17 protein-coding genes are annotated in these 20888 nt (G+C 64.5%); 6 read left to right on the plus strand and 11 right to left on the minus strand.

Annotated features, from left to right (window positions below; translation table 11 throughout):
• The first annotated feature begins 187 nt into the window (after window positions 1-187).
• The 4 genes from AC1XDK_RS07975 to AC1XDK_RS07990 all read left to right on the plus strand — a co-directional run bounded on the left by AC1XDK_RS07975 (window position 188) and on the right by AC1XDK_RS07990 (window position 5163).
• On the plus strand, window positions 188-1453 hold the full coding sequence (locus AC1XDK_RS07975) for an NRAMP family divalent metal transporter (RefSeq protein ID WP_483349295.1): 1266 nt from the start codon (window positions 188-190) through the stop codon (window positions 1451-1453).
• 12 nt (window positions 1454-1465) lie between these two features.
• Window positions 1466-2239, plus strand: coding sequence for a sulfite exporter TauE/SafE family protein (locus AC1XDK_RS07980; protein ID WP_483349296.1), 774 nt, complete (start codon window positions 1466-1468; stop codon window positions 2237-2239).
• Between the two features lie 82 nt (window positions 2240-2321).
• Window positions 2322-3434 carry an NAD(P)/FAD-dependent oxidoreductase gene (locus tag AC1XDK_RS07985; protein WP_483349297.1) on the plus strand — a complete coding sequence of 371 codons (1113 nt, stop codon included), beginning with the start codon at window positions 2322-2324 and terminating at the stop codon, window positions 3432-3434.
• A gap of 166 nt (window positions 3435-3600) precedes the next feature.
• Window positions 3601-5163, plus strand: coding sequence for an MFS transporter (locus AC1XDK_RS07990; protein ID WP_483349299.1), 1563 nt, complete (start codon window positions 3601-3603; stop codon window positions 5161-5163).
• 114 nt (window positions 5164-5277) lie between these two features.
• Here AC1XDK_RS07990 and AC1XDK_RS07995 read toward each other — a convergent pair whose 3' ends face one another.
• On the minus strand, window positions 5278-6285 hold the full coding sequence (locus AC1XDK_RS07995; protein ID WP_483349855.1) for an asparaginase: 1008 nt from the start codon (window positions 6283-6285) through the stop codon (window positions 5278-5280).
• A 59-nt stretch (window positions 6286-6344) separates the two neighbouring features.
• On the opposite strand from AC1XDK_RS07995, the gene AC1XDK_RS08000 reads away from it, so the two are divergent.
• A complete protein-coding gene (locus AC1XDK_RS08000) occupies window positions 6345-7067 on the plus strand; it encodes a sugar phosphate isomerase/epimerase family protein (RefSeq protein WP_483349300.1) in 723 nt (240 codons plus the stop codon).
• Window positions 7068-7213: 146 nt separating this feature from the next.
• On the opposite strand, the gene AC1XDK_RS08005 is transcribed toward AC1XDK_RS08000, so the two are convergent.
• The 10 genes from AC1XDK_RS08005 to AC1XDK_RS08050 form a co-directional block, all read right to left on the minus strand.
• Window positions 7214-8257, minus strand: coding sequence for an ABC transporter ATP-binding protein (locus tag AC1XDK_RS08005; RefSeq protein ID WP_483349301.1), 1044 nt, complete (start codon window positions 8255-8257; stop codon window positions 7214-7216).
• Window positions 8254-9240 (minus strand): ABC transporter permease, encoded by a 987-nt coding sequence (locus tag AC1XDK_RS08010; protein ID WP_483349302.1) that lies wholly within the window; start codon window positions 9238-9240, stop codon window positions 8254-8256. The genes AC1XDK_RS08005 and AC1XDK_RS08010 overlap by 4 nt, the downstream gene beginning before the upstream one ends.
• A gap of 51 nt (window positions 9241-9291) precedes the next feature.
• Window positions 9292-10377, minus strand: a complete 1086-nt coding sequence (gene wtpA, locus AC1XDK_RS08015) for a tungstate ABC transporter substrate-binding protein WtpA (RefSeq protein WP_483349303.1) — start codon at window positions 10375-10377, stop codon at window positions 9292-9294.
• A 163-nt stretch (window positions 10378-10540) separates the two neighbouring features.
• The gene (locus AC1XDK_RS08020) at window positions 10541-12382 is read right to left on the minus strand and encodes an IucA/IucC family protein (protein ID WP_483349304.1); all 1842 of its coding nucleotides are present in this window, start codon (window positions 12380-12382) and stop codon (window positions 10541-10543) included.
• A gap of 2 nt (window positions 12383-12384) precedes the next feature.
• Window positions 12385-13755, minus strand: coding sequence for a lysine N(6)-hydroxylase/L-ornithine N(5)-oxygenase family protein (locus tag AC1XDK_RS08025; protein ID WP_483349305.1), 1371 nt, complete (start codon window positions 13753-13755; stop codon window positions 12385-12387).
• The gene (locus AC1XDK_RS08030) at window positions 13752-14345 is read right to left on the minus strand and encodes a GNAT family N-acetyltransferase (RefSeq protein ID WP_483349306.1); all 594 of its coding nucleotides are present in this window, start codon (window positions 14343-14345) and stop codon (window positions 13752-13754) included. Before AC1XDK_RS08030 ends, AC1XDK_RS08025 begins: the two co-directional genes overlap by 4 nt.
• Window positions 14342-16132 (minus strand): IucA/IucC family protein, encoded by a 1791-nt coding sequence (locus AC1XDK_RS08035; RefSeq protein WP_483349307.1) that lies wholly within the window; start codon window positions 16130-16132, stop codon window positions 14342-14344. Before AC1XDK_RS08035 ends, AC1XDK_RS08030 begins: the two co-directional genes overlap by 4 nt.
• Entirely contained in the window at window positions 16129-17649 is a 1521-nt protein-coding gene (locus AC1XDK_RS08040) for a pyridoxal phosphate-dependent decarboxylase family protein (protein ID WP_483349309.1), read from the minus strand. The genes AC1XDK_RS08035 and AC1XDK_RS08040 overlap by 4 nt, the downstream gene beginning before the upstream one ends.
• Window positions 17646-19001, minus strand: coding sequence for a diaminobutyrate--2-oxoglutarate transaminase (locus AC1XDK_RS08045; protein WP_483349856.1), 1356 nt, complete (start codon window positions 18999-19001; stop codon window positions 17646-17648). The genes AC1XDK_RS08040 and AC1XDK_RS08045 overlap by 4 nt, the downstream gene beginning before the upstream one ends.
• Window positions 19002-19209: 208 nt before the next feature.
• Entirely contained in the window at window positions 19210-20235 is a 1026-nt protein-coding gene (locus AC1XDK_RS08050; RefSeq protein WP_483349310.1) for a universal stress protein, read from the minus strand.
• Between the two features lie 193 nt (window positions 20236-20428).
• On the opposite strand from AC1XDK_RS08050, the gene AC1XDK_RS08055 reads away from it, so the two are divergent.
• The gene (locus AC1XDK_RS08055) at window positions 20429-20875 is read left to right on the plus strand and encodes an ester cyclase (RefSeq protein ID WP_483349311.1); all 447 of its coding nucleotides are present in this window, start codon (window positions 20429-20431) and stop codon (window positions 20873-20875) included.
• Window positions 20876-20888: the final 13 nt, after the last annotated feature.

The raw sequence follows: 20888 nt of genomic DNA on the forward strand, positions 1-20888 counted from the left end.
GGTAGTTGAGGGAACGTCGAGACGAGCGTCTCGAGACACGGTTCCGTGTAGAACGAACGATATCAGGAGACCTTTCCGACTAGGTCGGATATATCGCTTGCAAGTACAACCAGCGGGCAGTAGCGTATTCGATGGTTTCGTGCAGTTGAAGATTGGTCGATAGACGAGAAAACGTAGATTCAATTTGATGTCACAGACTACATATACAAATAGAACTCGTGACGCTGTATCGGGATTTTTCCAAAAATACGGGCTTGCGTTCGTAATGGTCGCCAGTTATTTCGGTTCCGGCTCGGTGTTTATCGCCAGCCAAGCGGGCGTTCAGTACGGATATGCACTCATCTGGGCCGCGGTTGGCGCAACCGTGTTCGGCTTTATGGGCCAAGACATGAGCGCACGACTCGGTATCTTCGGCGAACCGCTGATGTCGTTCGGCCGCCGAAAACTGGGATCGGCCGGTGCGACGGTCTTAGCCGCCCTGCTGTCCGTAGGCTGTGTCGCGTGGACGCTCGAACTGACCGCAGCCATCGGGAAGGGAATCTCCATCCTACTCGGCGGTGCCGTCAGTTGGCAACCTATCGCAGTCCTCGCCGGACTGCTCGCCATCATCGTCGGTGTTCAGAACTACGACGGCGTCGAGCGGATCATGACGGCGATGATGCTCGCACTCCTCGTCGTCTACGTCGGCGTTGCCGGCGTGAGCGCGCCCTCGCTGACCGGCATCGCGTCCGGTTTCGTCCCCTCGGTCCCCGGCGGGTCGTTGACGCTCGCCGCGGCCATCATCGGGACGACTGCCTTATGGCCGAACTTCTTCCTCGAATCGAATCTGGTCGGCGAAAAGGGCTGGACGAGCGCCGCCGACCTGACGGACATGCGCCGTGACCTCGGAATCGGCTACGCCGTCGGTGGTGTGACGACCATCGCCATTTTGGTCGCCGCCGCGGCGATTCTCCGCCCCGCCGGATACACGAACCTCGACACGTTCATCACGCCCGGAAAGGCACTCGCCGACGTTCTCGGAGAGTGGGCGCTGTACGTCTTCCTCTTCGGCACCATCGCCGCCGCGTTCAACAGCATCATCCCGATAATGTGGACGCCCGCCTACCTCTTCCAGAACGCGCTCGGTCACGACGCCGACAGCGGGAGTCGGGAGTTCAAAATCATCTATGCGGTGGGTGTCGGCATCGGGAGTCTGTCACCGCTGGTCCACCAGTTCGCCGGGCTGAGCGTCATCGACATGATAATCCTCTTCCCGGCGTACAACGGAATCATCAGCCTTCCCATCACGGCCGTCTTGCTGTTCTGGGCGGTCAACGACCGCAAGACGATGGGCGAGAATCGAAACAGCCTCGTGCTGTCGGCGGCGAACGTCGCGCTCGTCGTGCTGTCGATTTACCTCGCGGCCACCTCGCTACCGGGATTCGTACAGACCATAACCAGCGGTGGTTTCTGACCGGCACCTTCGATGCTCCCCACCTCTACAACGCTGTTGTTGCTAGTGGTCGTCGCTTTCCTCTCCGGAGTCGGCATCACCGCCGTCGGACCGGGTGGTATCTTCGTGACCGTCGCCCTGTTCGCACTCACGAACGAGTCGTCTGCGACCGTCGCCGGAACGGCGATGTCGACGTTCGTCTTCACGGGAATACTCGGGAGTTACACCTACTACCGGTCGGGCGAACTCCGAACAGGGTCGGGGAAACGACTCGCGATACTCGTCACGGTACCGAGTGTCGTCGGTGCCGTCGTCGGCGCGCTCGTCAATGCGACCATCTCCGACGCCGTATTTGGGGCGCTATTGACTGGGTTCACCGTCCTTTCCGGCGTGAGTATCGTCTATCGCGAGCAGCGAACCATCGATTCGAGGTGGTCGTTCCCGTCCGATTCGACGGTCGGCGTCGTCGTTTTTGCCGGCCTCGGGTTCGGCGTCGGCGTGTTAGGCGGTCTGCTCGGCGTCGGAGGACCGGTTATCGCCGTCCCCGTCCTCGTCGTGCTGGGCGTTTCGATGTTGGACGCGCTCGCGGCCGCCCAGGTGCAATCGGTGTTCCTCTCGGCGTTCGCCGCGACGACCTACGTGTTGCAGGGTGCGGTTTCGCTTCCGCTCGCGCTCGCCATCGGCGTTCCCGAACTCGTCGGTGTCGTCGTCGGATGGCGGGTCGCTCACCGCGTCGACCCGTCCCGACTGAAGGTCGCCCTCGGTGTGACACTCGTCGCGGCAGGCATCGTGCTCGCCGCGACCTGAGGGGCGAGATTCGACAGGACCGAGCGACCATCCCACGACTCGATTTATGTGGCTTCGTACTCATCTCCCTGAGAGACACACAATGAACGTCGGCATCATCGGCGGAGGCGTCATCGGCACCGGCAGCGCGTATCACCTCGTCGAACGCGGCCACGAGGTCACGCTCCTCGAACGGGACGAAATCGGGTCGGGAACGACGGCGGCGTCGATGGCCGTGTTCGTGTGGCAGTCGGTGCCGCCGAGCGAGTTCGCCCATCGACTCCGACGGCGCGCGTGGGACGAGTATTCGAAGTTCATCGAGAGCGGCGAACTCGATTTCACGCGAACCGGCCAGTGTCACGTCGCGTGGTCCGAATCGACGTTGGCAACCTATCGGGAGCACGCGGAAGAACTCGCCGCCGAGGGAGTGAACGCGGAGGTACGTCCGGGTGCAGGTCCGTACGACGATGACCGTGCCGTCGGGACGCTCTACACGCCCGAGGACGGCCACTTCGACCCCGTCGCCGTCGCGGAACTGTACGCCGAAAAAGCACGCGAGGAAGGGGCGACGATTCGAACCGGGACGGCCGTAACCGGCGTCGTCACCGACTCGGGTCGCGTCGTGGGACTCGAACTGGACGACGACGAACTCGGAGTCGATGCGGTCGTGAACGCCGCCGGTCCGTGGGCGGTTGAGGCCGGTGGAGTGGACGTGGACGAACTCCCGATACGACGGACGGCAGGTCCCATCATCGGTTTCGAGACGCCAGCGGAAACCGACACCGAGGTACCCTTCTCGCAGTTCGAAAACGACCTCTACGTCCGTCGGTACGCGAAGGGGTTGTACGTCGGGCACTACAACACCGAATTCCGGGCGGACGAGGACGTGACTCCCGACGCCGGGAAATCGCCCGGCGGCGAGTTCGAGCGGCGTGCGAGGGACCTGCTCTCGCAACACGGATTCGACGGCGACGAACTCCGCCGCGATACGGCGTGGACCGGCTATCGAACCGTCACACCGGACGGACTGCCGATAGTGGGAGAGGGAGCGGTGGAGAACTACTACCTCGCCGTCGGGATGAGCGGCCTCGGAATCACCCGCGCACCGGTCGTTGGGCAGTCGGTCGCCGACGCAATCGACGGAGAGTCGTCGCCGTTTCTCCGCGAGATGTCGCCCGAGCGTTTCGACGAGGGCAGTGGGATTTCCCAGAGATGACGATAGTTCTGGTTTTGTCGACTACATGTTTATGCCCGTTACCAGCGTAACGAGGTAACAACGCAGTCGAGGATTCGATTGCTCCTCGTCGCGGTCGCAGGACAGTGACGGGAACTGCTGACGCACGGTTGCGCTCGGCAGGTGCGGCTAAAGAGGTGGGACAGAGATGGGGTACACTACGACGAAGCTATCGAATCGAGTACCGACGATTACCGAACAGAACCGGAAGTGGTGGGTCGTGGTGGCCATCGGCATCGCGGGCATCCTCGTCTCCGTGGACTTCAACGGCCTCACCGTCGCGCTGCCGACCATCGGTCGGGACCTCGGCATCTCGACGACGGGGTTGCAGTGGACCATCAACGCCTACCTGCTCGCGTTCGCCGCGCCGATGGTCGCGTTCGGCCGATTGTCGGACATCTTCGGTCGGCGGCGGGTGCTGCTCGTCGGAATCGTCGTCTTCATCGTCGCCTCCGCGTTCGCCGGCCTGTCTCAAAGCGAACTGTGGCTGGTTTCCGCCCGCGTGATTCAGGGACTGGGCGCGGCGGCCTTCTTCGCGGCGTCGCTGCCGATAGTCAGCAACGCGTTCCCGGAAAAGGAGCGCGGAAAGGGTATCGCGCTCTGGGCGGCGATCAGCGGCCTCGGACTCGCCGCCGGACCGCTCGTCGGCGGCGTCCTCACGCAGATGTTCTCGTGGCGCTGGTTTTTCTTCTTCAACATCCCGCTGGCGACGGTGGCAGTGGTTCTGACGCTCGTCGCCGTGCGCGAATCCCGCGACGAGACGGTCGGCCATCACGTCGATTTCGCCGGTCTCATCACCGTTACCGTCGGCCTCGTCGCGCTGGTGTTGGGCATTCAGCAGGGCGACAAGCTCGGGTGGGGGTCGCCGTTCGTCGTCGGGGCTCTCGTCGCGTCGGTGCTGCTGCTCGCGGCGTTCATCCTCATCGAGCGGCGCGTTGACGACCCGTTGATAGAACTCGGACTGTTCGAGAACCGGAACTTCCTCGGCGCGAACGCGGTCGGATTCGTCGTGAACTACGGCTTCGGCGCGCTGTTGTTCTACATGACGCTCTACCTCCAGAACGTCTTGGATTACTCCCCCTTACGAACCGGGTTGGTGTTTTTAGCGTTCACCGTGCCGTTGGTGCTGCTGGAAGCGCGAACGAACGGCGTTTCGACCCGACTCGGAGTGCGGACCTCCATGGTCGGCAGCTTGGCGCTCGTCGCCGTCGCGTTCCTGTTCCTCACCCGTACGAGCCCGGCGGGCGGATTGACCACCGTTCTCGTCTCGCTCGTCCTCGCCGGAACCGGAATCGGCGTGGCGTACACGCTTTCGAACACGGTGGGAATGGCGGCGCTCCCGGAGGCCAAGGGCGGCGAAGCCTCCGGGGTGCTGGGAATGGTCCGGCTCTTGGGGGCCGTCTTCGGTATCGCGGTGACCGGCGCGCTGTTCAAAACGCTGGAGAACGAGAAACTGACCGAACTGCTCGTCGGTGCCGGTGCCGCGCTCGATTCGTCGGACAGACGGGAGATAAAGGGGCTGTTGTCCGGGTCCGACGCCGCGGAGGCGACCCTCAAGCGTCTCGCTCCGGAAGTCGAATCCGAAATCGTTCGAATCGTCCACGAGACGTTCGTCTCCGCGTTCGGCCGGGCGATGTTGCTCTGTGCGGCCGTGGCGATGCTCGGGGTCCTCACCGCGCACTTCATCATCGAGACCACGCAGTCGGAGTGAGTCGTCGGTTCCGCTGCTCGGAGAGACGGGAGAATCGTGAACCGCTGTAGCCACAGCGGTTTGCGAAACGGGAACACGTCCGGACAGTCACGTCTGCCGATCACAACTCGCTCTCTACGCGTCGAACAGCGCCCGAAGCGCCTCGTCGCGGTCGTCGTTTTCTCCACCGACGCCATCGTCACCGCCGTCATACCGAGATAGCGCGAGCGCGAGTTTGAGACGGGCTTTCCCCGCGGGTAAGTCCTCGGCGAACAGCGCCCCGGCCGCACGCAGTGTCTCGCCGCCGCCAGCGCCGCCGTAAACGGGCGTCGTTCGCCCCGCGACGCACCGGGACGTGACGACTACCGGCGTCCCGTCCCCTACCGTCGATTCGACGAACTCGCCGAGACTGGCGGTGACGTTTCCGAGTCCCGTTCCGTTCACGACGAGGCCGTCCGCACCCGCTTCGAGGGCGGCTACGCCCAACCGCTCGTCCACTCCCGCGCCGCTCCCGACGACGAAGACGGTCGGGTCGAGCGTTCCGTCGGGGATGTGTGCCGTTTCGCTGGTCGGTCGCCGGAGGACTCGTATCCCGTTCCGGTCGCGGGTCGCAACCGGCCCGACGCCGGGGGAGGAAAACGCGTCGAGGGCCGACGTGTGAACCTTCGTGACGAATCGCGCGCTGTGGATCGCCTCGTCGAAGGCGATGTAAGTTCCGCCGTGCCCGCCGTCCGCGAAGGCCTGCGCCGCCGCGAAGGCGGTGACGAGGTTCGCCGCGCCGTCCGAACTTCGCTCGTCGGGACGCCGCTGTGCGCCGGTCAGGAGCACGGGCGTGTCGGGCCGGAGCGTCGCGTCGAGATAGTACGCCGTTTCCTCCATCGTGTCCGTGCCGTGTGTGACGACGACGGCGTCCGTTTCCGAATCGGCGTCGAGTTGGGCGACCCGTTCGCCGACGCTTTCGAGCGTTTCCGCCGTCATTTCGTAGCTCGGGACCTGTGCGACCTGTTCGACGGAGACGTCGCCGTACTCCGCCAGCGCCGGGACTCGCTCCACGATGGCGCTCCCCCGTTCGGTCGGGACCGCGCCCGTGTCGCGGTCGGTGCTCGCTATCGTTCCGCCGGTGCCGAGAACGGTCACGTTCATGCCGTCCGATTCGCGCCACCCGACCAAAAACCCCGGTTCGCCGGGGTCGTTCGGGGCGTGTGATAACCTCACATACCACAGCATGTATTTGGGCCGTCGCGTGCTACGACGACGCGATGATAGTCGCCGGAAAATGTCCGCCGACCGCCGACGAACTGCGGGCCGCGTCCGAGCGGGGATTCGACGCGGTGGAACTCCACCTCACTACGGACGATTTGGACGCCGCGGAGGAGACGGCGGCGGTGTGTCGCGACGCGCCGGTGGAAATCGTCTCGGCACACACGCCGCACGTGGACCTCGACGAACTCGAATACGTCCAGCGGACCAACGACCTGTGTGAGCGCCTCGACGCCACGCTCGTCGTCCACTCCACGAAAATCCCGTTGAGCAACGTCGGCTATCTCCTCGACCGCACCGACATCACCGTCCCGCACGGCTTCGAGAACTCCACCGGCCACAGCCTCCACTTCCTGCGCAACGTCCTGCTCGACGAAAGTCGCCCTCTCGTCCTCGATACCGCCCACCTCTACACGGCGGAGGAAGCGTACCGCTCGATACTGGAGAATCTCCTCGCCGGGTACGGCGATTCGATTCCCGTGATTCACTGCTGTGACGGGACGAAAATCACGGACGGGTTGGCGTTTGGAACCGGAACGATGGACATGGAGCGGGTGATAGCGGCCCTCGAAGAGAACTACGACGGCATCGTCGTGTTGGAAGTCATGCCCGACGAACAGGCGGACGCGCTGGAGATGTGGCGGAACGTGGCGCTGCGGGACTGAGAGTCCGAAACCACCCGGTAACGTATTTTAGCTGACGTGAGTCCGAAGATATATCCACCACGCGTCGAACCGGGTGGTCGTTCGAACCCACGAGGACGCGGCGCTCGTCGAGACGTACGCCCTGCTCGTGTTCGGATTCATGGGCGTCAGCTTTCTCGGCGCGGCGGCCGTTCACGGCTGAGCGGGCGTTTGCGCGATTCTTCGGCTACCGTCCCGTCCTCGATTCCCCAGCAGCGGTCCGCCGGGAGCGACACGGCGACCGTTTGGCCGGGCGACAACGACCGGGAACTGAACGCGGTCAACTCCTCGCCGCCGAGCGAGAGCGTGACTCGATTATCGCCGTCCCGCGGCGTGACGCGGGTGACGGTGGCCGACATCGACGCCTGTGCTGCCATCGTATCCATTGTATCGTCGAGGTTCACGAACTCGGGTCTAATGGCGACGTGCGTCGCGGACGGACGGGGAACCGCCTCGTCCGGGAGGACCGTCACGGGGAGGCAGTTCGACCCGGTGAACCACGCGACGAAGGGCGTCGCCGGACGATAAAACACGTCCTCGACGGACCCGAGTTGGACGATGTGGCCGTCGCGCATGACGGCGATTCTGTCGGCGAGCGCCCGCGCCGTCGTCCGGTTGTGGGTGACGTAAATCGCGGTGACGTCGGCGATGAGGTCCCGGAGATCGTCGCGGAGTTCCTCGCGGGTCGGTACGTCGAGCGCCGACAGCGGTTCGTCCAACAACAACGCCTCGGGGCGGATGGCGAGCGAGCGCGCGAGCGCGACGCGCTGTGCCTCCCCGCCGGAGAGCGTCCGGGGTCGCCTGTCGGCGAGATGGGCGACGCCGAGGTCGGCGAGGACCGATTCCGCGTCGAGCGCATCGGAGTGGTATCGCGCGCCGAACTCGACGTTCTCCAGCGCGGTGAGATGCGGGAACAGCGCGTAGTCCTGAAAGACGAACCCGAAGTAGCGCTCTTCCGGCAGGTCGTCCGTCACGTCCCGTCCGTCGAAGAAGACGTGTCCGGCGTGGTCGTGATAGCCCGCGACCGTTTCGAGCAGGAGCGTCTTGCCGCTCCCGCTCGGGCCGAGGACGACGAGGGTTTCGCCGGTTTCGACCGACAGTTCGGCGTCGAGGTCGAACGGGTCGGTTCCCTCCGTGGTGAACGTCGCGTCGATGTCGATATCGAAACTCATAGCACGCTCCCGGAGTCGCTGCCCGTGAGCAATCGAACGACGAGGAAGATGCCCGCACTGAGCACGAGGAGGACGAACGCGACGGCGCTCGCCTCGTCCAGTCCGGACGAGGTGAACGTGTTGAAAAAGAACACCGGGGCGTGTTGGGAGACGGTTTCGGTGCCGGTGAGGGGATAGAAGAAGTTGACGCTGTAGGCGACGACGGCGACGGCCCCGAACTCCGAGACGCCGCGCGCCCACGCGAGGACGCCGCCGGTGACGACGCCGCGGGACGCGAGCGGCAGTTGCACGCGCAGGAACGTCTCGAACGGCGGTGCGCCGTGACTCCGGGCGGCGTATTCGAGGCGGGAGTCGACCGATTCGAACGCCTCGCGGACGGTGTTGACCGCGAACGGCGCGCTCACGAAGGTCAGCGCCAGCACCATCCCGGTCAGCGTCGTCAGCACCGAAATGCTCGGGAAGAGGCCGCGTTTCCCGAAACCGAACAGGACGAGGATACCCGCGACGGAATGGGGAACCACGAGCGGCAAGTCCACCAAACTCTCCACGATTGCCTGACCGGTGAACCCGCGAGCGAGGAGATACGCGAGCGGTATTCCGAAGAGGAGCGCCACAATCGTGGCGAGCAGCGGGCCGTAGACGGTGAGAAACAGCATCGTCTGCACGTCGGGCGACGTCGCCGTCTCAACGATGAGGGTCGGATTTTGACGCGCGACGAACATGACGATGGGCATGCCGAGTGCGAGGAGGAGGACTACGCCGAACGTCGCGCTGGCCACGCCAAACCACCCGTCGTTCGCCCGCCAACCGAGTACCGCCGCGCTACACAGTGCGACTCCGACGTACAGCGTCGGCCGTCCGAGCACGTACAACGCCCCGAACGCGAGCGCCTGTACCGTCAGGACGGCCAGCACGACCGACCCGCGTCCGAGCATCGCGGTCGGGTGCGCCCGATAGCCCCCCTCGTAGTTGGAATCGCTCATGGGTCCTCGAATCGTTTTCGTGTACGCATCGCCATCCTTCAAACGGTTTCCCTATAGTTCGAGCGGGCCGATGGACGTCTTCGCTTCCGCGTTGGACACGACGCCCTTCGGAACGGCGTCCTTCGTGTCCTTCGGCACCACCGCCGGTTCGACGGGTTCGAAGCCGTTGTCTTTCAGTACCTTCCGTCCGGGCTTCGTGATGAGGTATTCGACCCACGCGTTGCCCGCGTCGGCGTCCTTCGCGTTGTCGGGAACGGCGACGCCGTAGGCGATGGGTGCGCCGGTGTACGTCTCGCCGCCGGCCTTCACCTCCGCCTTCGCGTAGTGTTCGTCGTACTTCGCGCTCGCTTTCGAGAGGTCGACGGACGGTTGCAGGTCGACGGTGTTCACGTCGTGGCTCGCGCTCGTGGACTGATACTCCCACGCGTAGTCGAGTTCGCCCGAGTGAAGCTGACTGAGGAGGTCCGTCTCCGTCCCCGACGGGATTTTCGCCTTGTCGATGAGTTTCTTCGAGGCCGTCCCGTCGAACAGCGTCTCACCCTCGAACGGAATCGCGCCGAGTTGCATCGTCATCACCGACCGGTAGCCGTTCGGGTCCACGGCGGGGTCCGAGTGGCCGAACGTCACGTCGTCCCGCAGGAGGATTTCCCACCAGTTGTCCGGGGAAATCTCGTCCGCGCCGGTCGCCTCGTCGGTGTATGCGATCGTCATCGCGTTGGTGGCGAACACCGCGTACCACTTCACGTACTCCGGCACCATCATGTCGCGGATGAGCCGATAGTCGGAAACGCCGAGGACGTCGGCCGACCGCCCGAGGTTGGTTATCTTCTTCGTCGAACCGATGGACCCCTTCGCCTCGCGGTTGACCTGCACGTCGTGGTTCGACTCGAATTTCGTTTCGACGTCCCCGAACGGCGCGGAGAGGCTTCCGGCGTGAAAGATGGTCATCGTTCCGGAGAGCTCCGTCGAACCGGACGAGTTCGTTCCGTCGGACGTGGACCCGTCGGTCGAACTCGACTTCCCGGTTCCATCGACGGCACCGTCGTCGCTCGCGGTACACCCGGCGAGCGCCAACGCACCGGTCGCCGCCGCGCCCGTGAGGAATCGGCGGCGCGGTATCGTCGGAGGGTCCTCCATGGATGGAACAGCGTTATATCGTTCAGCATATAACGGTTGTGGTGCCCCTCGTACTCGCCGGGAAACGGCGTCAAGCGGCGGTGAAACTGTGGATGTCTGGAGAAGTATGGGAACGAGAATGGGGGGAAAGGGACACTGACGGAAACGATACCGGGCTCTCGGCCTAGCGGTTCGCCACCTCGTGGAGCGGGTTGGGAACCGTTCCGTGTTCGGAGGCGTGTGGACGGCCGTCGGCGTCCTCGTAGCCGTAATCGAGGAGGCGGTTCCGGTTGAGACAGAGCTTCGTGAACTCGGGGCGGAGCAGGTCGAACAGTTCGAACCGGTCTTCCAGTTCCGGGAACTCCGCCTGATACTCCTCGATGGCTTCCCGAACGCCTATCCAGAACTGCTCCTCCGAGTAATCCGAGTGCGTCTCTAACGCGTCGGCGACGTAGCGGAAGACGCAGACGAACAGGCCGGAGAAGATGAACTGACACAGCCCTTCGGGCGGTTCGGTTCGCAGCACCGCGCTGAGTTCGTCCGGGAGCGACTGGAGTTCCGGCAACGGTTGGTCGCTGACGTTCACGTCGTCCACGAAGTCCTTCACCGCGAGGCGGTGCGGTCGGCCGTCCTTCAACACTATCATCGTGTTCTGGCCGTGCGGCGAGAACACCGTCCCGTAGCGATAGAGGTAGTGAAGCAGCGGCGGCAACACCGTCTCGAACAGTTCGTCCAGCCACGCTTCCATCGACAGGCCGGACTCCTCCACGAGCGATTCGAGGTACGGCGTCCCGTCTTCGACGTGCATGAGCGACGACAGCGTGATGGCTTTCTCGTCCTCGTCGAGGAAGGTGTAGATGCTCTCACGCCAGACACAGCCGAGCAGTTCGTCGTACTGGTACGCCGACCCGTCCAGTTGCGAGAAGTCGGGATGGTCGTAGTTCATCCCCGCGATTTCTCCGGGGAGAATAAGGTCACACTCCTCACGGAGGAACTCGTCGTCCTCGTAGATTCCCTTGATGTACTCCGTGACTATCGGCGCGACTTCTGTTCGCTCGCCCGGCAGTCCGCGGTAAACGAGCGTGTTGAGGATGCGCAGCGGGAGTTTGACGTGGTGACGTTCCAGTTCGTCCACGTTCACGAACGTCCGAATCGACTGCTGGGGAAGGTATTCGTCCGGCCCGTCGCCGAGCGGGACGATGGCGTCCGATGCGATTTCGTCGGCGAACAGTTGGACGATGCTGCCGTCCCACTGCCACTCGTGGACCGGCAGGAAGTAGTAGTCGTCCGGGTCGAGGCCCTTCGCTTCGAGCTTCGCGCGGAATGCCCCGTACAGGTCGCCGAGTTCGTCGGCGACGAGCGATTCGTGGTCGAGTCCCGAGACGGCGCTGAAGGTGGCCTGTTCGCGGGAGACGGCGAGCCACGAGAGCGTCACGGGCTGTTTCCGTTCCGGCGCGTAGTCGAGGTAGTCGTCGTAGCCGAAGCCGAGGCGACCCTTGTTGTAGGTTATCCACGGGTGGCCGGTCATCTCGCCTTCGAGTTCCGCGTAGTCGAGCGACGTGAGGTCCCGCTCTCCGTCGCGGACTTTCGCCTCGATGTGGGCGTCGGCGAGCATCGTGTTGCGATACTCCCGAATCAGGTGTCCGGCGGTCATGTCCGAGACGCCGATGGTCCCCTGCGCGTCGAGCAGGAACTCTACGGGGTCGGCCGCCGGTTCCCAGTCCCCGGACTCCCGACGCTCGATGGAATCGGGGTGGACGCTCCGCCAGTCGAACAGCCGTTCGTCGGCCTCGAACCGGTACTCGACGCCGTCGGACAAGCCGAGGTGGAAGTAGCCGTCCTCGGTTCGTCGGGGCGTCACGAGTTCCTCGTAGCCGAACTCCGCCAGCATCTTCGCCAGCAGTCGCCGACCGACCGCCTCCCAGATTTCGGCGTCCAGTGCGTCCCGAAGCTCCTCGTACTCGATACTGTTGTCAATGCCGCTGCTGTCGATGTCGTCGTTCGAATCCTGTGTTGGGGTTTGCATCGTCAGTCCTCCTGTGTGGGTGCCGCGTGTTCGTCGTGCAGTCGTTCGCTGTCGGGTGCTTTCGAGCAGAACGTCTCGACGGAGAAGTCCTGAAAGACGGTGTCCTCGTCGGTCGGATACCGCTCCTCGCCGAGCAGCGACTCGATGATGACCGAGTTTCGCTGGCAGCCTAAACCGAGGTCCGGTGTTCCGACGCCGTGGCTGTACAGGCCGCCGTTCTGCACGAACAGGCGGCCCGCGCCGTCGAACTCGATTTCGTAGTTCTCGTCGACCCGAAGGCGACCCTTCGCGTCGCGGCCGATTCGGTCCTCGATTCCGGCGAGGAAGGGCGGCTTCGGACGGTGATATCCGGTTCCGAGGACCACCACGTCGCTTCCGTGGGCGAACCGCTCGCCTTCCTGCCACTGTTCGCAGGTCAAGCGATAGCCGTCGCCCGTCTCCTCGATGTCCTCGACTTCGGTCATGGCGAGCATGCCGATATCCGGGTCGGCGTCGCCGATGGAGCGCTCGTACAGCAGGTCGTAGATTTCCTCGCTCGTCTCGGGGTCGATTCCCTTGTAGAGCAACCCCTGTTCGGGCACGAGAGCGTCCTTTTGCTCCTGTGGCAAGTCGTAGAAGTACTCCGTGTACTCGGGCGTGAAGTGCTGAAGTCCGAGTTTCGAGTACTCCATCGGGAAGAAGCCCTCCGAGCGCGTGAGCCAGTCGAGCCGATACCCCGCCTCGGGTTGGCGTTTCAGCAGGTCTAAGAATACCTCGGCGGCGCTCTGGCCCGACCCGACGACCGTGATGGCGTCCGCGTCGAGACAGCGTTCCCGCCGGTCGAGGTACCTCGCGGTGTGGAACACGTCCTCGCTCGGGTGCCCCTGTAGCGCCTCGGGAATCCGCGGGACGCTTCCGACGCCGACAACCACGTTTTCAGCCCGGCACTCGACCGTCTCACCGCTTTCCGGGTCGCGGGCGGTGACGCGGAACTCCTCTCTTCCCTCGTCGTAGCGAACGTCGGTCACGCGACGGCTGAACGCCGTGTTGCCGAGCGTGTCGGCGACCCACTTGCAGTAGTCGTCGTACTCCCGCCGGGGAACCTGAAACGTCTCGTAGAAGTAGAACTCGTAGAGACGGTCCGTCTCTCGAAGGTAGTTCAGGTAAGTGTATTCGCTCGTCGGGTCGGCGAGCGTGACGAGGTCCGCGAGGAACGGCACTTCGAGGGTCGCGTCCTCGATGAGCATCCCGCCGTGCCACTCGAACTCGGGTTTCCGTTCGAGGAACAGCGCGTCGCCCTCGGTGTCCTCTAACAGGGCCGCCAGGCCGAGGTTGAACGGCCCGAGGCCGACGCCGACCACGTCGTAGACGTCCGTCGAATGTTCGTCCGTCATCCGGCCAGCACCTCCGACTCGAACCGCTCGCGCTCACAGACCATCAGCAGGGCGTCCTTTTCGTCCAACGAAAGCTCGTCTCGGGGTTCGAACCCGCACGCCTCGAAGACGTTGATGACCTTGTCGTTGCGAACGTCGGGTTCCGTCACGACGCGCTCGGTCTCGTCGTGACGGAACTGGAACGCCGTCATGGCCCGGAGCAAGGGTTTCGCGTAACCGTGCCCGAGAAATTCCGGGACGCCGATGAGCAGGTGGATGCCTTGGTCCGTCGACTTCGCATCGTAGTGGTCCGCGAGGTCGTCCTCGGCGGCCCAGTACGATTCCCAGTAGCTCATGGGAACGTGGTCGAGGTGGCCGACGTAGAGCGTCTGGTGGCCGTCGGCCAGCTTTTCGGCGAGCGTTCGTCTGAACTCGGGAAGCGGGTCGTCCCACTGCCAGTACGGCAGGACGTGGGGTTCGTTCAGCCAGCGGTGGAGGCGGCCGAGGTCCCGGTCCATCGTCGCCTCGCGGAACGAAATCGTCTTCTCCAACTCCGCGTCCCGCGTCTGAAACTCGTAGTCCGACGCGACGATTCCGGCCGGTCCGGTCATGGTTTCACCTCCAGTTCCGTCACGAGCGGGTTGGGGACGTCCGAATAGACGGACTGGTTTTCGAGCGTGCCTGTGAGTTCGTCCATGCCGTGGAACCGGGTGAGCAGGTTTGCCTTGCAGGCGAGTCGTCGCTCCCCGAGCAGACTGGACACCAGCGACGACTCCTCGCGCTCGTGCTCCGCGAGCGATTTCAATTCCTCTCGAAGGAGCGAGAGCAACTCGCGTTCGTCCACGAGTCCGGCGCAGCCGAACGCGTTGACCACGCCGAACGCGTTGTTCAGGATGACGTAGTAGCGGATTCTCTCGTCCGCCAGTTCGTCCGAAACGAGCGTGTCCGCGCGCTCGGCGACGCCGGGGAGGAACGCCTCGACCTCGTCCTGCGTCGATTCGACGAAGTAGTAGCCCTGATTGTCACGGTACCTGAACTCGTCGGGATAGCCGTCTTCGAGCGTCAGCACGCTGTTTTGCTGGTGGGCTTCCAGTCCGACGCCGCGGGTCAGGTAGAGCCACAGCACCGGTCGAATCGAGACGGCGAGATACTGCCTGAACCAGTCCCGACTCACCGCGGCGGTGGACCGGCCCTCTCGCTCCGCGATTTCCTCCACGATGTTGGCGAGGCGCGAGTTCCCGCCGGACAGCGAGTCCTGACAGAGGCCCACGATGGGCGTGGCGTTCCTCGCGTCCTCGCCGCGAAACGGGTTCTCGCGCAGGACGACTTCGAACCCGGATTCCGTCCCGTCGCCCGCTTCGACCGTCAGGTAGGCCGGGTCGCGCACCACGTCGAACTCGGGGAACCGTGACCGCAGTTCGTCCCCGAGGTCCGTGTCCATGAGTTCGGTGATGGCGACGCCGCGCTCCAGTTCGGGCCGCTTGTTCGTCCGCTCGGAGTTCGTGATGGTGACGGCGAGCGACCCCTTCACCATGAACGACGACTCCGGACTGTAGAGCGTTCGAACCGAGGACGTGGGGAAGTACTCCCGGCCCCGCGGGCCGAGATAGTCGAGTTCGCCGTCCGCCAGCAGCGACTCCACGAACGGTTTTCGGAGCAGGTGTTTGGCCTGCCACGGGTGGACCGGAATCAGCGCGTCGTCGCTCTCGACGTGCTCCGCGACGAACGACTCGGTGACGGTCGAGTCGTCGCGCAGTTCGGATTTCACCCACTCGGTCGCGCTCTCGTCCCGCGCCGAATCGTGCGCGACGACGTCGGAAGAGGCCCGGAAGTAGTGGAGCGGGAACGACCCGCGCAGTTCCGGGGCGTACGTCGGCGCGTCGTGGGCGGCGATTCCCTCCCTGCTCTTCGGCGTCGGATGAAGCAGGTGGCCGAAGACGAGCGACTGTTCGGCGTCGGCGAACTCGAAGTCGGTGCCGTACAGCCTCTCGGCGTCGTCGGCGCGCGCCTCGACGAACCGCTCCGTCGCTTGCTTGCTCGACAGCACCCGACCGAGGAACTCGTCGGCGACGTGGTCGTTCGCCCGCTTTCCCGACAGGTCCTTGACGACGAGGGACGCCAACGTGGCGTAGTCGAGCGTCGTCCACTCGCCGCCCGCGTGGAACCGCGCCGGCAGGTCGAACAGGTGGCGACCGGTCTCCGACCGGTACGAAAGCGGAACGACGACTTCGACGCCGACGGCCGACAGTTCGAATCGAATCGCGTTCCCGGACTCCGCCGACGAGTCCTCGACGACCTCGTAGTTGCCCGTCTCCCGGAGATAGGAGTTGAGGAAAGCGTGCGTCGTCGCGGCGGCGGCCACGGCGTCGGGGTCGTCCGTCGCGCTCGGGGGAATCATCGACTCACCTCCGGCGAGACGGCACACAGCGAATCGCCGCGCCGTTCGAGCGTGTCGAGGACGGCGGCGACGTCCGAGAGCGTCGTCCGCGGGTTGAGGAGGGTGAACTTCAGCGCGGAGACGCCGTCGACCTCGGTTCGAGCGAGGACCGCCTCGCCTTCCCGGAGGAGCGACTCGCGTATCGCCTCGTTTATCCATCCCAGCAGGTCGTCCGACAGGTCGTCGTGCGGCCGGTAACGGAAGACGACGGCGTTGAGCGACGGTTCGGCCACCAGTTCGAACGAATCGTCCTCCGAGAGCAGGGACGCGACGTCGTCGGCGAGGTCGATGGTGCCGTCGATGAGGGCGGCCAATCCGCTCCGCCCGACGGCTTGGAACGTGAGGTACGGTTTGAGCGCGTCGAAGCGGCGCGTCGTCTGCGTGGACTTGGCGACGAGGTTCGGCGCGTTGTCCCCCTCCGGATTGAGGTAGGAGGCGTTTCGCGCGATGTGTTCGTACCGCGAGCCGTCGCGGAGCAGGAACGCACCGCAGCTGATGGGCTGATAGAACAGTTTGTGGAAATCCACGGCGATGGAGTCCGCGCGGTCGATTCCGGAGAGGCGGTCACGGTGGCGCTCGCTCGCGGCCAGCGCGCCGCCGTAGGCCGCATCGACGTGGAACCACAGGTCGTGTTCGTCCGCCCGGTCTGCAAGTTCGCCGAGCGGGTCGATGCTCCCGAAGTCCGTCGTCCCGGCGGTGCCGACGAGGGCGAACGGGACTAATTCCCGCTCGTGGAGGTCCGACAGGGTTCGGTCGAGCGCGTCCGGGCACAGCCGTCGGTTCTCGTCGGTTTCGACGGTCGTCACCGCGTTCTCCCCCAAACCGAGGTGGGCGGCGGCCTGTTCGGCCGTGAAATGTGCCTCCTCCGAGCAGAGGATTCGCATCGCCTTCGCACGCGGCGGGAGTCCCGAGCGCTGAACGTCGGTGCCGAATCGCTCCTCGGCGAAGCGCTCGCGGGCGAGCAGGAGTCCGAGGAAGTTGGACTGCGTTCCGCCGCTCGTGAACACCCCGTCACCGGCGTCGGCGTCGTAGCCGAAGAGCGAACAGAGTTCCTCGACCATCCGCGTTTCGAGCATCGTCGCCGCCGGACTCTGGTCCCACGAGTCCATCGACTGGTTCGTCGCGGAAAGCATCGCCTCCGCGGCTAATCCCGGAACCATCGGTGGACAGTGGAGGTGGGCGAAACAGGTCGGGTTCGAGACGTCGACCGAGTGTCGGAGTATCGGTTCGGCGGCCTCGATGGCACCCGAGAGGCCAAGACCGTCTTCGGGAATCATCCGCTCGTCTTCGAACAGTTCCCGGAGCGATTCCGGCGACTGACCGGTGTAGGGTCGCTCGCCGTCGACGGCCGAATCGAGGACGGCGTCGGTCGCTTTCGCCATCGCCCGCCGGTAGGCGTCGTCCCCCTTGTCGCTGCCGAGGAACAACGAGTCCGCACTCTCCCGTCTCTCGATTTCCTTCGCGTCGGCGTGCGTCATGCCGTCACCACCTCGCGTTCCGCCGCCGCCGTAACCGCGTCGTGGAACCGCTCCGCGATGGCGTCGATGTCGTCCTTCGTGACGACGAGCGGGGGAAGGAACCTGACGGTGCTTCCGTGTCGGCCACCCAACTCCACGATGAGTCCGCGCTCGAAACACTCCTCGCGGATGGCCGACGCGAGGTCCGGTGCGACGGGGTAGCTACCGAGTTCGTCCGGTTCCGCCGTCGGGTCCACGATTTCGGCCCCGAGCATCAGGCCGCGGCCGCGAACGTCGCCGACGGAATCGAACGTCTCCGCGGTCCGTTCGAGGTGGCCTCGAAGGCGCTCGCCCATTCGCTCTGCGTGGGCGGGGAGATCGTTCTCGAGGACGTACTCGATGGTCGCCTGCCCGGCGGCCATCGCCAACTGGTCGCCGCGGAACGTCCCGGCGTGTGCGCCCGGTTCCCACACGTCGAGCGACTCGTCGTAGACGACGACGGCAAGGGGCAACCCACCGCCGACGGCCTTCGAGAGCGTCACTACGTCCGGAACGATGTCGGCGTGTTCGAAGGCGTAGGTTTCACCCGTCCGACCGAGGCCGGTCTGGATTTCGTCCACGACCAAGGGAACGTCGCGTTCGCGGGTGACCCGACGAACCTCGCGGGTCCACTCGTCGGGAGCGGGAATCGCGCCGCCCTCGCCCTGAACGAGTTCGAGCACCATTCCGGCGGGGTCGGTGATACCGCTCTCCGGGTCGTCCAACAGGCGTTCGATGTATCGGCTCGACGTCCGGTGGCCGTCCTCGCCGCCGATGCCGAACGGACAGCGGTAGTCGTACGGATACGGGAGGTGGTGAACGTCGGGCATCGTTCCCGGGACGGCGTCCTTCGGGTCGGTGTCGCCCATCAACCCGAGCGCGCCGTGGGTCATACCGTGGTAGCCGCCCTGAAACGCGAGGGTGGAACGGTTCCCGGTCGCTGTCTTGACGAGTTTCAGCGCCGCCTCGATGGCGTCCGTTCCCGCGGGGCTACAGAACTGCACGCGCGCGGCGTCGGCGAACTCGTCGGGGAGGCTCCCGAACAGTTCGTCCACGAAGGCGTCCTTCGTCGGCGTCGTGATGTCGAGAGTGTGGAGCGGCCCGCTTGCGTCCAGAACCTCCTCGATGGCCTGCACGACGGCCGGATGGTTGTGTCCGAGCGCGAGGGTGCCAGCGCCCGCGAGACAGTCATAATATTCCGTTCCGTCCACGTCCTCGACGCGAACGCCCTCCGCTCTCTCGATGGCGAGCGGGAGGTGCCGGGGATAGGTCCGGGCGTTCGATTCGCAGCGCGCCTGCTTTGCAAGCAGTCGCTCGCTTTCGGGGCGACTCATCGTGTCCCCCCTGCCGAATCGGGTCGTATAGCCGTCGCTCTCCGTGTCTGATGGGGCTTCCATGGCAGCATACATGTTTTAGGCACACCTAAACCGACGTAAAAGCTCCGGTTTTTAGGTATGCCTAAAACATTATCAGTCCGTACTTTTCAGGCAGAATTAATCAATATTAATATGTCGCTGTGGGATTTTCCGGACCGCACACGTTTTAGCGTGTTCGGGGTGGAGCGCGCCGGGCCATCACTACCGTATTTTTCGACCCCAGTCGAACCCGTTCGGGGAGCGACCCGTAGATGAACTGTTGGAGGAGGCTTTCACGGGGCGCACCGAGAAGGGTGACGTCGTAGTTGTTCGACCGATGAATTATCTCCTCCGGGGCGTTTTCCGTTCGGACGATAATCGTTCCCGTCTCGGCCGCGTCTCGTAGGTCCGTCGCAACCCCCTCCACGAGTTCCGTCGCCGCTTCGATGGTCGATTCGGTCGCATCCGCGGGAACACAGTGAACGACGTCGATTCGTGCGGTCGTGTCCAGCGCCAACGTGCGAGCCATATCGGCCGCGAGGTCGGAGTGCGGGCTGTCCGCGACCGCCAATAGGAGTCGCTCCGTCCGTTCGGTTGCCGACCCCAACTCCTCGACGTACGGCTCCACGCCGAACCGTTCGACGTAGACGTCGCACGTCGAATCGGTGAGAAGTCGTTCGACCGTGTCTCCACGAAACAGCCGTCGCCGCTGTGAAGACGTGTCCCGCGTCCCGAGATACACCGCATCGTACTCGCGCTCGTCGAGAAGGTGGAGCAGTGCCCGCGTCTCGCTATGTGCGAGACAGACGCTTCCCCGCAGCATGCATTCGATCCCCGCTTCGGTCGTTCGGTCGAGAAGTCGAGCGACGTCGTTCCGCGCGCTCTCGACCTGCGGTTCCCCTTCGACGTGACTGAGTGGCGTCTGTTCGGGAAAGAGGACGACGTTGACGAGGTGAACTTCACCGTCGCGTGTTCGAGCGAGTGCCGCCGCCGCCCGGAGCAGTCGCTCGACGTCGTGTTCTTCCTGTTCGTCGGCATCGGAGTCGAGGAGGGGAACGAGGACACGATACTGCTCGTCTCCATCGCCTATCCCCGCGTCGTCCAGCACGAACGCGCCATCGGTTTCGGGAGCGTTCCCGTCCCCACCATCCGTCACGAGTCGGTCTGACGGTGCTACTGCTTCGAATCTGTCGTCGAACGAACTCGGAGTCATAGAAGAGATACGCTCGGCAAACACATCAATACATCAGCACTCTCCGTGCGGAGTGCGGTGGTGGATTTTACGCCGAAGGACGGAATCGGCGGGCGACGCCCCGCCCGACACGACACCCGCCATCGCGCCTCGAAGAGATGCCTCTCGAACAACACTTTGTACCTCGCCGACGTACCCATCTCGGGGGAAACACATGGGAGTTAACGAAAACAAGGAGATAGTCAACCGACTCATCAACGAGTTCGTCAACGAGGGGAACGAAGCGGTGGCGGACCAACTGCTCACGGAGGATTACGTCCGGTACGACCCCGACGCGCCGTCGGGCGCGCAGGGGGCCGACGAGTTCAAGGAGATGATTCGGGCGTTCGGGGAGGCGTTTCCGGACGCGGAAGTGAAGATAGAGGAGATGATCGGTGAGGGCGATTTGGTCGTGTTCCGCGGCACCGAGACTGGCACCCACGAAGGCGAGTTCGTCGGCCACGAACCGACGGGGGAGACGTTCGAAATCACCGGCCTCGCGATGCACCGCGTCAGGGACGGCCAAATCGCGGAGACGTGGGCCAACTGGGACATGCTGGGAATGATGCAACAACTCGGCATCGTTCCGACGCCGGACGAACTGACCGAACTCTCCGACTGACCGAACCGTTCAT

The organism is Haladaptatus sp. HS23, assembly GCF_056892285.1.